This is a genomic window from Rhizobium sp. SEMIA 4085 (genome assembly GCF_013004495.1).
Lineage (GTDB): Bacteria > Pseudomonadota > Alphaproteobacteria > Rhizobiales > Rhizobiaceae > Rhizobium > Rhizobium gallicum.
This window is the reverse complement of sequence record NZ_JABEPH010000174.1, coordinates 1-12,266: the sequence shown is the minus strand read 5'-3', so window position 1 is coordinate 12,266 and position 12,266 is coordinate 1. Positions and strand designations below refer to the sequence as shown.

The 12,266-nt window shown below is 61.1% G+C and carries 15 protein-coding genes and 1 pseudogene; 5 read left to right on the top strand and 11 right to left on the bottom strand.

Annotated elements, in window-relative coordinates:
* The 3 genes from C9413_RS17910 to moaB all read left to right on the top strand — a co-directional run.
* A partial coding sequence (locus C9413_RS17910) for a tetratricopeptide repeat protein (protein WP_170250705.1) occupies positions 1-1,270 on the top strand: 1,270 nt, incomplete at its 5' end.
* 6 nt (positions 1,271-1,276) lie between these two features.
* Positions 1,277-2,164, top strand: coding sequence for a 4-(cytidine 5'-diphospho)-2-C-methyl-D-erythritol kinase (locus C9413_RS17905; RefSeq protein ID WP_039844141.1), 888 nt, complete (start codon positions 1,277-1,279; stop codon positions 2,162-2,164).
* Positions 2,164-2,715, top strand: coding sequence for a molybdenum cofactor biosynthesis protein B (moaB, locus tag C9413_RS17900; RefSeq protein WP_039844140.1), 552 nt, complete (start codon positions 2,164-2,166; stop codon positions 2,713-2,715). Before C9413_RS17905 ends, moaB begins: the two co-directional genes overlap by 1 nt.
* A gap of 47 nt (positions 2,716-2,762) precedes the next feature.
* On the opposite strand, the gene C9413_RS17895 is transcribed toward moaB, so the two are convergent.
* Together C9413_RS17895 and C9413_RS17890 are read right to left on the bottom strand one after the other, a co-directional pair.
* A complete protein-coding gene (locus tag C9413_RS17895) occupies positions 2,763-3,077 on the bottom strand; it encodes a hypothetical protein (RefSeq protein WP_039844139.1) in 315 nt (104 codons plus the stop codon).
* Positions 3,078-3,264: 187 nt separating this feature from the next.
* Positions 3,265-3,783, bottom strand: a complete 519-nt coding sequence (locus C9413_RS17890; protein ID WP_039844138.1) for a glycosyl transferase — start codon at positions 3,781-3,783, stop codon at positions 3,265-3,267.
* A 137-nt stretch (positions 3,784-3,920) separates the two neighbouring features.
* On the opposite strand from C9413_RS17890, the gene C9413_RS17885 reads away from it, so the two are divergent.
* Both C9413_RS17885 and C9413_RS17880 read left to right on the top strand, forming a co-directional pair.
* The gene (locus C9413_RS17885; RefSeq protein WP_039844137.1) at positions 3,921-5,078 is read left to right on the top strand and encodes a PA0069 family radical SAM protein; all 1,158 of its coding nucleotides are present in this window, start codon (positions 3,921-3,923) and stop codon (positions 5,076-5,078) included.
* 194 nt (positions 5,079-5,272) lie between these two features.
* Positions 5,273-5,965 carry a ribonuclease HII gene (locus C9413_RS17880; RefSeq protein ID WP_039844136.1) on the top strand — a complete coding sequence of 231 codons (693 nt, stop codon included), beginning with the start codon at positions 5,273-5,275 and terminating at the stop codon, positions 5,963-5,965.
* Between the two features lie 165 nt (positions 5,966-6,130).
* Here the strand turns inward: C9413_RS17880 and C9413_RS17875 are convergent, their stop codons facing one another.
* From C9413_RS17875 to C9413_RS17835, 9 genes and pseudogenes are all read right to left on the bottom strand, one after another.
* Positions 6,131-6,580: a DUF4168 domain-containing protein gene (locus tag C9413_RS17875; RefSeq protein ID WP_170250704.1), complete on the bottom strand. Its 450-nt coding sequence runs from the start codon at positions 6,578-6,580 to the stop codon at positions 6,131-6,133.
* A 184-nt stretch (positions 6,581-6,764) separates the two neighbouring features.
* The gene (locus C9413_RS17870) at positions 6,765-7,526 is read right to left on the bottom strand and encodes a phosphotransferase (RefSeq protein WP_039846646.1); all 762 of its coding nucleotides are present in this window, start codon (positions 7,524-7,526) and stop codon (positions 6,765-6,767) included.
* 82 nt (positions 7,527-7,608) lie between these two features.
* Positions 7,609-8,094 carry a F0F1 ATP synthase subunit B gene (locus C9413_RS17865; RefSeq protein ID WP_039844134.1) on the bottom strand — a complete coding sequence of 162 codons (486 nt, stop codon included), beginning with the start codon at positions 8,092-8,094 and terminating at the stop codon, positions 7,609-7,611.
* A gap of 3 nt (positions 8,095-8,097) precedes the next feature.
* Positions 8,098-8,739, bottom strand: coding sequence for a F0F1 ATP synthase subunit B (locus C9413_RS17860; protein WP_039844133.1), 642 nt, complete (start codon positions 8,737-8,739; stop codon positions 8,098-8,100).
* Positions 8,740-8,817: 78 nt separating this feature from the next.
* Positions 8,818-9,045, bottom strand: a complete 228-nt coding sequence (locus C9413_RS17855) for a F0F1 ATP synthase subunit C (protein ID WP_027507791.1) — start codon at positions 9,043-9,045, stop codon at positions 8,818-8,820.
* Between the two features lie 68 nt (positions 9,046-9,113).
* On the bottom strand, positions 9,114-9,866 hold the full coding sequence (locus C9413_RS17850) for a F0F1 ATP synthase subunit A (RefSeq protein WP_039844132.1): 753 nt from the start codon (positions 9,864-9,866) through the stop codon (positions 9,114-9,116).
* A gap of 69 nt (positions 9,867-9,935) precedes the next feature.
* Positions 9,936-10,280 (bottom strand): AtpZ/AtpI family protein, encoded by a 345-nt coding sequence (locus tag C9413_RS17845; protein ID WP_039844131.1) that lies wholly within the window; start codon positions 10,278-10,280, stop codon positions 9,936-9,938.
* Positions 10,281-10,562: 282 nt separating this feature from the next.
* Positions 10,563-11,781 (bottom strand): annotated as a pseudogene (locus C9413_RS17840) (cell wall hydrolase).
* Positions 11,782-11,887: 106 nt separating this feature from the next.
* On the bottom strand, positions 11,888-12,266 hold a 379-nt coding region (locus C9413_RS17835), incomplete at its 5' end, for a KUP/HAK/KT family potassium transporter (RefSeq protein ID WP_170250703.1).

Here is a 12,266-nt window from a genome sequence, read left to right as displayed (position 1 = left end):
AGTCCAGAACTACCGTGCGGGCTCAAGTGGGATCGTAACCGGCAACGTGGCGGCCGCGCGCAGACATTTGAACGCTGCAGTGCGGGACAAGGATGGCGGCGCGCCCGCACCCGACACCTTCATGCGCGCTGTCATGGCGCTTGCCCGCCTCGAAGCATCCCAGGGCAACAAGCAGAAGGCGCTCGACGCTATCTCGGTCGGTGACAACATGCTGCCGAACTATGCGCCGCTGAATGCGCTGCGCCAGAGCATCGAGAAGGGCGAAAAGCCCGAACAGCAAGTGCGCAACGCCGCGCAGGGCGCTGCCGCGGTGCTTTTCTCCATCGGCAGCGCGTTGAACCGCGACGGCGCCGAAGACATCGTCTCGCTCTATCTGCAGACGGCCAATACGCTTGACCCGAACAGCGCCGATACGCTGGTCCTTCTCGGCGGCATTGCTGAAAAACAGGAACAGACGGATCGCGCCATCGAATTCTACAGGCGCGTGCCGGAAAACTCCCCGATGCGACGCATCTCGGAGCTTCAGCTCGGCCTTGCCCTGGCACAGGGCGGCAAGACCGACGAGGCACGCAAACACCTCAAGGCGCTGATCGTTTCTGACCCTAAGGACGTCCGCTCCTATCTCGCCTATGGCAGCGTGCTTTCCGACGCCAAGGACTATGCGGAAATGGCGGCGAATTACGACAAGGCGGTGGAGGTGATCGGCCCGCTGCCGCGCCGCGCCGACTGGACTGTCTTCTTCCAGCGCGGAATCGCCTATGAGCGCCTGAAGAAGTGGGACCAGGCCGAGCCGAACTTCCGCAAGGCGCTCGACCTCAATCCGGATCAGCCGCAGGTTCTGAATTATCTCGGCTATTCATGGATCGACATGAATCGCAACCTCGACGAGGGCCTGACGATGATCAAGAAGGCCGTCGACCTTCGTCCGGACGACGGCTACATCATCGACTCGCTCGGCTGGGCCTATTACCGCCTGAACCGTTACGACGATGCCGTTGCCGAACTGGAAAAGGCCGCCGAAATCAAGGCCGGTGATGCGACGATCAACGACCACCTGGGCGACGCCTACTGGCACGTCGGACGCAAGCTCGAGGCCGTTTATCAGTGGAACCGGGCGCTTAGTTCGGAACCGGAAGAGACCGAGATTCCGAGAATCAAGGACAAGATCGCGAACGGTCTGACGACGGACAACGACGACGCCAAGGCGGCCGACAAGAAGCAGCCGGATCCGGTGCCTGTTACGCCGCCGCCGGCCGACAAGAAGTCCTGACAACCCATGCCTGGTGCGGGCATGGGCGGCGGCTTCGCGGTTACCGAAGATGCTTTCGCTAAGATCAATCTTGCCCTGCACGTGACGGGCCAGAAAGCCGACGGCTATCATCTGCTGGACATGCTGGTGACCTTTGCCGGCCACGGCGACAGGCTGGGCTTTGCCCCTTCGCCATCGGACGAATTCACGATCAGCGGACGGTTCGGCCCCGCTCTCGACATCGGTTCGCGCAGCAATCTGGTGCTCAAGGCGCGCGACATGCTTCGCCAGGCAGCGCTGGCGCAGGGCGACCATGCACCGCCGGTCCATATCCATCTCGAAAAAAACCTTCCGATCGCCTCTGGTATCGGGGGCGGTTCCGCGGATGCGGCAGCCGCCCTTCGCGGCCTCATGCGGCTTTGGAGCCTCCGCCTGCCCGGCGGGAGGCTGTCGGCGATCGCTCTCAGACTTGGCGCCGACGTTCCCATGTGCCTCGCGAACCGGCCGCTGATTGCGCGCGGGATTGGCGACCAGATCGAGCCCGTTGCCTTGCCCTCTTTTGCGATCGTGCTGGCCAATCCGCTGAAGGCGGTCTCGACGCCCGAGATATTCCGGATGCTGACGGCGAAGAACAACCCGCCGCTTGCCTTGCGGGGCAGCGACTGGCTGGCGGCGATCGGGGCCAACCGGAACGATCTCGAGCCGCCTGCCCGCAGGCTTGTTCCCGAGATCGAAGATGTGTCGGCCGCATTGAAGGACGCAGGCGCAAGACTTGTCCGCATGTCCGGCTCCGGCGCAACCTGTTTCGGCATCTTCGGCTCGATTGAAACAGCCCGAGCGGCCGCGGCAAAGCTTCACAGAGAACGGCCGGACTGGTATTTCCAGGCGACGGAAACGCTTTCGGGAGACAGGTGATGGCAGGTATCGACGAACAGCGGCCGTTCATTCCCGTCGGCATCGCCGTTCTGACGGTTTCGGACACGCGCACGCTGGAGAACGACAAATCCGGCGACACACTTGTGGCGCGCATCGCCGAGGCCGGCCACAAGCTGATGGACCGCGCCATCGTGCGCGACGACAAGGTGGCGATCGCTGCCCAGGTCAACGCCTGGACGGAGACGCACGGCATCGACGTCGTGATCACCACCGGCGGCACCGGCCTGACCGGCCGCGACGTCACGCCCGAGGCGCTGGAGCCGCTGTTCGAGAAGCGCATGGACGGCTTCTCGGCAGTCTTCCACCGCGTCTCCTACGACAAGATCGGCACGTCGACGATCCAATCGCGGGCAACGGCAGGGGTTGCCAAGGCGACCTTCATCTTCGTGCTCCCGGGCTCGCCTGGCGCCTGCAAGGACGCCTGGGACGGCATCTTGAAGGCGCAGCTTGACTACCGCCACATGCCCTGCAATTTCGTGGAGATCATGCCGCGGCTCGACGAGCACATGAAGCGCGGCATGGGGAAGTAGAAGGCGCGCTGCTGCCCAGGATGCGCCATGGCAGCAGCCTGGGTTCGCTATGTATCCAAGCCCGGCAGAGTGGGTATCGTTTCCCAGCTGTCACCCGACAGCAGGAAGCAGCTGACGCCGTGAACATCCGTAATGATGAGTGTCCAGGTGCCGCTCTTGGCGGCATAGACCTCAAGAATGGCGTTCTGGTTGATCAGTCCGACCGCGGTGAGCTTTTCGGCGAAGTTCTTGTCCAGGAACTCGACGACCTCGGATCGGCCTGCGCAACTGCGCATCATCTGCGATGCTGCCGAATGCGGATGCGCGATCACCAATGTCGTCAATATGACGGCCAGCAGGCCGCGGATCATATTGCGTTTCATGACGCACCTCCTTTCGCCGGAAACCCGGCAGAAGAGGAGACTTCCGCTGTGACCTGTTCTGCCGTCTGTCGGCAATTCCATGGTCGGCCGCCAAGAAGCGGGGGCGCTCGGGCGGCGCCATGGCTGAATTATAGCGCGAAATCGTATCGGGCGCCATCTTTAGCGCGGGTGCTGCAAAGTTTGCGCGCTATCGTGCGGCGCGGGCGACCCAGGAGGGAATTAGTTCGCTGGAAAGCTTGCGCAGCTTCTGCCCCTTGGCAAATTCGGAAAGGCGCATTCCGCTTCTTGCGGCGGCAATCGCGTGTTTCTTCGACAGGAGAAGGCCGAGTTCCAGCGGCGGCAGCGACCGGCCTACACGCTGGAAAAACGGGCGCCTGTATCCGCGCGAGGCGGTGAAACGCGCCGGAACTTTGTTGAGGGCGACGTATTCGGCGATCTCGTCTATCCAACCAGTCTGCGGCCGGGCGCCAGGTTCGACGAAAAGTAGCCACTCGCCGCGGGCCGAGCGAAATACATCCTTGATATCCCATTGCGAATGGAACCGGCACCCAGCCGCGTCCGCCACCCTGGATGTACCATCGCGCGAGCCGTGATCGAGCACGACCACGTCGCTTACGAGCCCTTCGACTGCACCCGCCACCAGCACCGATAAAGTCTGCGCCAGCTCAGGTTCCTGATCCTGGCACTCCAAAACAACCGTCAACATTGCCTATTTATAAAGCGCCGCACAAAAATTTGCCAGCATGTCTTTCCTCATTTTGTTCTTGCATTGTTCTCTTTTTCTCGATAGGAATTTAATCATCAAGACGGACGACGGCAATGGCCTTGTCCCGGGAGAACCGAATGAACGAACAGTCCCTTGCAGGGCAGGCTGCGTTTGCGCCTGCCAATACGGCGGATGTTGCCGAAGCGTTGATCGCCTCTTCCGGCCTTCGCATCGAGGGCGACCGGCGCCGCGGCCGTGCGGCTGGACTGAACCCCAGCGGGCGCTTCGAGCCGATGCACCGCGAGGCCTTCGACGACGGCTGGCAAACGCTGGAAGAACTGCCCCCCTTCAAGACCGAAGTGCAGATCGAAAAGCCGCGCACGGCGATTACCCGCAACGAGTCGCCGGACGTTCCGTTCGACCGTTCGATCAATCCCTATCGCGGCTGCGAACACGGCTGCATCTACTGCTTCGCCCGGCCGACGCATGCCTATATGGGGCTTTCGGCGGGCCTCGATTTCGAAGCCAGGCTGTTTGCCAAACCGGATGCGGCCAAACTTTTGGAGCGCGAGCTCGCGAGGCCCGGCTACAAGCCGCGGGTCATCGCCATCGGAACCAATACCGATCCCTACCAGCCGATCGAGAAGGAATGGCGTATCATGCGGCAGATCCTCGAAGTGCTGAACAAGGCGAACCATCCGGTCTCGATCGTTACCAAGTCGGCGCTGATTCTGCGCGATATCGACATCCTGCAGGAGATGGCAGCCAAGAACCTTGTGCGTGCCGCGCTTTCGCTGACCACGCTCGACCGCAAGCTCGCTCGTGCGATGGAACCGCGCGCCGCAACGCCGCCGCGCCGGCTGGAGGCGATCCAGGCCCTGACAGAGGCGGGCATCCCGACCTCGGTGATGGCCGCTCCGATGATCCCCGCGCTGAACGACCACGAGCTGGAACGCATTCTCGACGCGGCAAAGGTTGCCGGTGCGCTGGAGGCGGGCTACGTGATCCTGCGCCTGCCGCTGGAAGTCGCGCCGCTTTTCCGCGACTGGCTGCTGCAGAACTATCCGGATCGCTACCGGCACGTGATGTCGCTGGTCCGCTCGATGCGCGGCGGCAAGGACTACGACGCAGAATTCGGCAAGCGCATGAAAGGCGCCGGCCCCTATGCCTGGCAGCTCGCCCGCCGCTTCGAGATGGCGACGAAACGGCTCGGCATGACAAGGCGCAGCATGCCGCTTCGCGATGATCTTTTCGTGCCGCCGGATGGCAGCGGCGTGCAGCTTTCGCTGCTTTAGCAGCCCGTCCGGGCGCGGGTGTTGCCTGAGGCCGCCCGGGGAATGCCATAACGAGTTACCCCGCAGGAGGCCGCCGCCCTGGCTTCTTGCCGCCGCAAACGGCTCCCCTGCCCGTTTTGCGGCCTGAGCCCCCGGTGCGCCGCCCTGATCCGGGGGCTTGCAGGAAATCGGGTTGGCGTGCGAGGTTCAGCCGCATGAAACCTCGCACGTCACCCGATTCTCCTCTGCTTTTCGAAGAGGTGCCGCTCGTCCCGGACTTCAAGCTGGAACTGAAGGCACGCAAGGCCGGTCACTGGCCGGTCGCTGGCGCCGATGAAGCAGGGCGCGGCCCTTTGGCCGGACCTGTCGTCGCCGCTGCCGTCATTCTTGATCCCAGGCGTATCCCGGACGGGCTGAACGATTCCAAGCAGCTTTCGGCGCAACGGCGCGAACAACTTTTCGCCCAGATCCTCGCTACCGCGACGGTTTCCATCGCATCGTCGAGTTCAACACACATCGACCTCACGGATATCCGCAAGGCGAGCCTCGACGCCATGCGCCGGGCAATCTGCGGCCTTGCTATTCCTGCAAGCTATGTACTGACCGATGGCCTCGACGTACCGCCGGGGCTGGAGTGCCCGGGCCAAGCGGTGGTCAAGGGCGATGCCCGCTCGGTCTCCATCGCCGCCGCCTCTATCGTTGCCAAGGTGACCCGCGACCGGATGATGGCCCGTGCAGATGCCGTCTTCCCCGATTACGGCTTTGCCGCGCATGTGGGTTATGGCACGGCGCAGCACCGCGCCGGCATCGAGCGGCATGGCCCCTGCTCGCTTCACCGCATGAGCTTCCGGCCGTTGAAGAAGAACGGAACCGAAGGCGCCACGATGGACGAAATGCTGGAAGAGTAACTGCTGCCGCTGCAAACCTGTCCACGAGACCGAGCTTCCATGAGACCGAACTCTATATTGCCGTTCATAGAAGCAGCATCATGCGTTCGCACGCGATGATTGAAGCGGTCATTCGGACCGCTTCAATGGAACCAGAACAGCACAAGTGCAGTCCCGGCGCCCAGCTTACTGCTGCGTCGCGGGCGCCGGCTGCGCCGGCTGCGCGGGCGCAGATTCCTGGAGCTTTTCCTGAACTCTCTTGACGAGCGCCGGATCGTTCTGCGCGGCGGTTAGAATTGAGTTGTACTCATCCAGCGAGATGCCTGGAGAGGCTTCCACGGCCTGTACCATTTGCTTTCTGGCTTCAGTCTGCAGCTGTTGCTTGGCTGCCGTGTCCTGTGTTGCTCCGATCTTGGCCGAGTATTCCTGCCTAACCTGGTCAACCTGAAGATAGGCGACCGCAAAGGCCTCGATTTTCTGATCGCTGACGGCTGCGGCCGCGCCTTTGCCTTCTGGTTGCGCTTGAACCGGTTGCTGCGCTGGAGCTGCCTGCTGTGCGGACGCGGGGCTGCTGAAAAACATCAAGCTGAGAGCTGCAGCGGTCAACGCTGCAACAGGGGTAAAACGTGTGATCATATTCATTCCTCTGTGGTGGCATGGACGGCGACATAGTGCCTTGGCCGCCGGTTAGGGTTGAGGAACGATCCGGCGACAATGTGACTCTCAGGCGTTTTCGGTGCGGCAATAGGAAGGCGATCTGCCGACAATCAAGCGGCGGCTTTGTGGCAGGATTCACCGCTTCGGCGTGCTGCCGGCTCAATCAATTGGCCATGATACCGGCCGCGATCTGAGCCCGATGACCGCGGATGTAGCCGATGTCATCGCGAAAAAGCCGATGGTGGCCGTCTTCGATATCCTTGCGGTATTTTTCCGATCCCCGCGCCTCTTCCGCTTCCATGAAAGCGACAAGCCCCTTCAAACGCTCGATGACAAGATCGGGCAAAGCGGCGCGTTCATCGGCTGGCAAGCCGTAACCGTCGAGGAAGTCCCGCGCCCGGTTGATCTGCGTTTCTATCGTGACGATGCTCTCTACCGCGATATGTCTCGACAGCGGCGCCCATCGATAGACAGCATAGGCGATATCCCAGAGCCTCGGACCGGGATGTGCCGCTTCGAAATCGATGATGCCTATCGCTTTGCCGTCGCGCATGACGACGTTGTACGGTGCAAAATCGCCGTGACAGATGACTTCAAACGGCGGCTTCGGCTTAAGCTGCCAGGCGCCTTCAGCGGCCCCCTGAAAGGATGTCGAGCAATCGTGGTAGATGCGCAGCAATCGCGCCGCAGAAGTCAGTACCGTGTCCAAGCGCATTTGGACACTATCGAGGTCGCCGCACTCGCCCTCAATAAAAGTCACGCGCTCGAAATTCTCATCATAGCCTGCCGATCGCGGCGCTGAAGCGAAGCCGCACTGCTTCAGGTGGCGAAAGAGGGAATGCACATTCGCAGTCCATGGACGCGTGGCGCGCCATACGAGCCCGTCACGCAAGATCGGTCCGGAACCCGTCTCATCCTTCAGCATCAGCAACTCTCCGGGCAGCCGCACCGCCGCCAATAAAAAAGCCCCGTTGCCGGGGCCTTTCCAGATCAACATGAAAGAACGCTCAGTTCAAGCGCGTCTTCACTTCGCCGACGGCACCCTTGAAGAGGTCGGTCTGGACCTTGCCGTCGGCCTTCTTGGCGAGAACCGTTTCGGCCGCGCTGATCGCCAGATCGACGGCAGCCGAACGGACGGCTTTCATCGCATCGGCTTCCGCCTGCTTGATCTTCTGTTCCGAAAGGACCGTGCGGTTGGCGACGAACTCTTCCGTCTTTTTCTTCGCCTCGGCAGTCAGCATCTCGGCTTCGCGCTCGGCGGCGGCGACGATATGCGCAGCCTCCGCTTCCGCTTCCTTGCGCTTTCGCTGGTATTCGGCCAGCAGATGCTGAGCCTCTTCGCGCAGACGCTTGGCTTCGGCCAGCTCGTTGCGGATCTGGTCGGCGCGGTCGTCAAGCGACTTTGCCATCATGCCCGGAACCTTCAGATAGACGACGAGGGCCAGGAACAGGACGAGGCCGACAAAGGCGAAGAAAGTTGCATCAAATTCCATCGATCAAGCCTCCTTCTTGGCGGCTGCGACAGCAGCAGCAACGTCGGTCTTGGCGGTTGTGCCACCAATCAGCTGTTCGATAACGGCAGCGGCCGTTTCCTCGGCAATCGTGCCGACGTCTGCAAATGCCTTCGCCTTGATGTCGGCGATGCGGCCCTCGGCAGCTTTCAGCTTCTCGGAGAGGCTCGCTTCGACGGAGCGGCGATCTTCTTCGGCCTTGGCCTTGGCGGCGTCTCGCGCGGCAGAGCCGATCGAGTTCGACTTGGCGCGGGCCGCAGCGAGTTCAGCTTCATAGGCTGCAACGTCCGCATCGGCTTCCGCCTTCAGGCGGCTTGCCTCGTCGAGATCCTGCGAGATGCGCTTATGGCGCTGCTCGAGGATACCGCCGATTCGCGGCGTAATGACCTTTTGCATGAGCAAGAAGAAAACGGCGAAGGTGATCGCCAGCCACAGAAGCTGGGATGCGTAAGTCGACGAATCGAAAGGCGGGAAAACACCGCCGCCATGCTCGCCACCGGGAACGCCGGTCTCGGTATGGACCTCGCCGGGCGCCGGAGCGGCATGCGGGTCCGTGGCGGGCGCTGCACCCGGTTCTGCCGTTCCCGCCGGAGCTTCTTGAGCATAGGCCGGGGTCACAAAAAACATGCTCACCTCCAGGTGTACTGCAAATACAAAGGATCACGGCTTGCTGGTCGCAGGCCGTGATCCCTCAATCCGCCGATATTAGACGGCGAAGAGCAGAAGGAGAGCGACGAGCAGCGAGAAGATGCCCAGAGCTTCCGTAACGGCGAAGCCGAAAACCAGACGGCCGAACTGGCTGTCAGCGGCAGAGGGGTTGCGCAGAGCGCCGGCGAGGTAGTTGCCGAAGATGTTGCCGAGGCCGAGAGCCGTACCGGCCATACCAAAGCAAGCCAGACCTGCACCGATGAACTTTGCTGCTTCCGCTTCCATGTTGAACTCCTTTGAAATGGTTGTTGCGGCGAATTGACTGACGCCCGTTGACGTCAATGTCGGTATCCTTAGTGGCCACCCGGGTGAATTGCGTCGTTGAGGTACATGCAAGTCAGCACCGCAAAGACGTAAGCCTGAAGGAAGGCGACGAGGAACTCGAGACCGGTCAGGGCGACCGTCATGATCAGGGGAAGAATGGCACCGCCGACACCGACTGCACCGAGGGCTCCAAGCGAGGCGACGAAGCCTGCGAACACCTTCAGCGTGATGTGACCGGCGAGCATATTGGCGAAAAGACGAACAGAAAGTGAAATGGGGCGGGACAGGAAGGAGATGATTTCGATCGTCACCACCAGCGGCAGAAGAATGCCTGGCACGCCCGAGGGCACGAAGACATTCAGGAAATGGAAGCCGTGCTTATAGAAGCCGTAGACGAGAACGGTGCCGATGACGAGCAGTGCCAAGGCGAAGGTGACGATGATCTGGCTCGTCACCGTGAAGAAATACGGAAACATGCCAAGCAGGTTTGCCGTCAGCACGAACATGAAGAGCGAAAAGACCAGCGGGAAGAACTTCATCCCCTTGGTTCCTGCGCCTTCCTTCAGCATTCCGGCGATGAATTCGTAAGACATTTCGGCGACCGATTGCGAGCGGCCGGGAACGATCGCGCGGTTTGACGTCGAGAAATAAAGGAAGCCTGCGGCAACGGCAGCGGATGCCGCCATGAAGAGAGAAGCGTTGGTAAACGAGAAATCAATTCCGCCAATTTCGATCGGCACAATCTTCTGGATCAGGAACTGATGGGTCGGATCGTTAGACACCGCTTGTTCTCTCCTCTTTGGCCCGCGATTGCGGGATCATCACACTGGACAAAGCGCTGGCACGCTGCCCTATTTCTTGCCGTTTTCGGCCTCTCCAGGCTCCGGTTTTGCAACCTTGCCTGCAGCACGAAGAACGTTCAAAACGCCGGCACAGAAACCGAGAAGCAGAAGAACAATCAACCCCCAAGGCGCCGTGCCGACAAAACGGTCCAAAAGATAGCCAAGAAGGGCACCGACGACGATGGCGGAAATGAACTCGCTCGAAAGCTTCATCGCCTCAGCATAGCCTTTGCGGCTTACCTCGGCGCGGGCTTCGTTCGCCTCGTCCTCTCCCGCATCTATGCGCTTGGCTCTGAGCTTCGCTCCCAGCTGCGCACGGCGCTTTTCAAGACTTTCCTCGCGGTCATCCGCCATGGCTTCCTCCTCGTCTTCCGCTGTCCGCGATCCCCGCTACCCCGGTTTTCAGGACAACGGACACAAGGTCTGAAAACCTTTCGGCCCGTTCTGAAGTCGCGCGCAACATAGTTTTAGGGGAAACCATAGTCAAGGCGTAGGAAGCTTATGTCCAGCCATAAAATTATCGTTCCGAATCAATGATTTGATCCGAATTTCACACTGCGTTGAAAATTCGAGCGAAAGAATCCGCTTTCGAAGCCGATGATCGGCGCTGAAATCCGCTGCCGGACCGGCTTTTCCTCAGCTCCAGCCGCCGCCATAGGTGCGGTAGAAGACGTGCAGGCCGATCCGGCCGACCTTTTCCATGGTCCTTGCCCATTTCGGCCGGACATAGACCGCATGATAATGTGTAGCCGAGCCGACTTGCGGAAGCCAGATCTTGCCGGCCGTGACGGCCATGGCGACGTCGCGGGCAACGCGCCAGTGATTTTCGGAGTTCACGCGATCGCGGATGTTGTCGCAGGCAAAGGAAAACTGGCAGCGGTTCCGCCAGTCTTCGTTCTGGTAGACAACGCCGCAGATGGTTTTCGGGTAGGCCGGGTTCCTGACGCGGTTGAGGATGACCTGCGCGACTGCGGCCTGCCCCTTTACCGATTCGCCGCGAGCTTCGAAATAGATGCCAGATGCAAGGCACTGCTGCTCGCGCGCCGAAAACACGCTGGCCGGCAGGATGCTCGCCGCCCATGCGTGATCGCCCGCGCCAATCTGCGGGACGAAGCGGCCGTCATTTGCCTGATCGGCGAGGATCGAGTCGACGGGCGATTGACGGGCGTAGTCCGGGGCTGCCGGCGCCTAGGCGGTCGCCAGCACGTCGGCCTTGTTGCTCGTGACGAGGCCTGCAAGCATCGCCGGAACACCGGGTTCCGGCATGACCGGCTGCTTCCTGTAGAAATTGGTGGCGATCTCGATTTCCTTGCCCATGATCTTCGGCTTCACGAAGGCGGACTTGTCCTTGATGGCGAAGCTCGGCTGGAAAAGGAGCTGTGTGCGCTGGAGAATGGAGCCGGCGGAGAAATCCTTCGGCGGCTGCATCTTCTCGACGGCGACGATGCGGCCTTTCTTGGTTCCGCGGTTGACGCGGTCTTCGTCCGGCGTTTCCTCGTGGCCCTTGCCTTTCGCGACAAAGGCAACCTTGCGGCCATCCGGAAGAACCATGCCCGCGCCGGCCGCGATCGTTCCCGTCACAATCGGATCCGCGAAAGCGAGTTCGGCCTGATGAATGGAGCCCGCCGGAGAATTTGTCATCACCATGCGCCAGTTGTCGCGGCTTTGATCAAGCCCGGCGAGCATGGCGGCGAGGTCGGCATGCGATGCGATGGTGGGGGATGCGAGCCACCCGCAAATGCCGAAGATGGCGGGTGAAATCCAGCTCTGAGGGAGAAAACGCAGCTTGCTGCGGAAAACGCGAATTCGACGCAACGCCAGACTCCGGACACGGGACGCTTCAACAGTCAGACAAAAATCACCCATTAACCTTGATGCTTGGTTAATGCGGTGTGCCAGAATTCATCCTGAGCGGTTTTTCGTCTTCTCCCCCGCGGGGAGAAGACTGTCTGGAAAACGTGTCAGATGATGACGTGCGAGCCGAGTTCGACTACGCGGTTCGCCGGAAGACGGAAGTAGTCGGAGGGGTTTGCTGCCGCGTTGGCGAGCGCGATATAGAGCCGGTCCTGCCAGTAAGGCATTCCGGATTTCGCATCCGGCACCAGCTTGCGCCGGCCGAGATAGAAGGAGGTCGTCATGATGTCGAACTTCAGCCCGGTCTTTCTAAGTGCTGCGAGAGCCTGGGAGACGTTCTGCGTTTCCATGAAGCCGAAGAGCAGCTCGACACGCGAGAAGCGCTCGGAAACCTGCTCGACCTTGTAGCGTTCGGAGTTCGCAACGCGCGGCTTGTTGACCGTGCGGATCGTCAGGATGACGTTGCGGTCATGCAGGACATGGTTG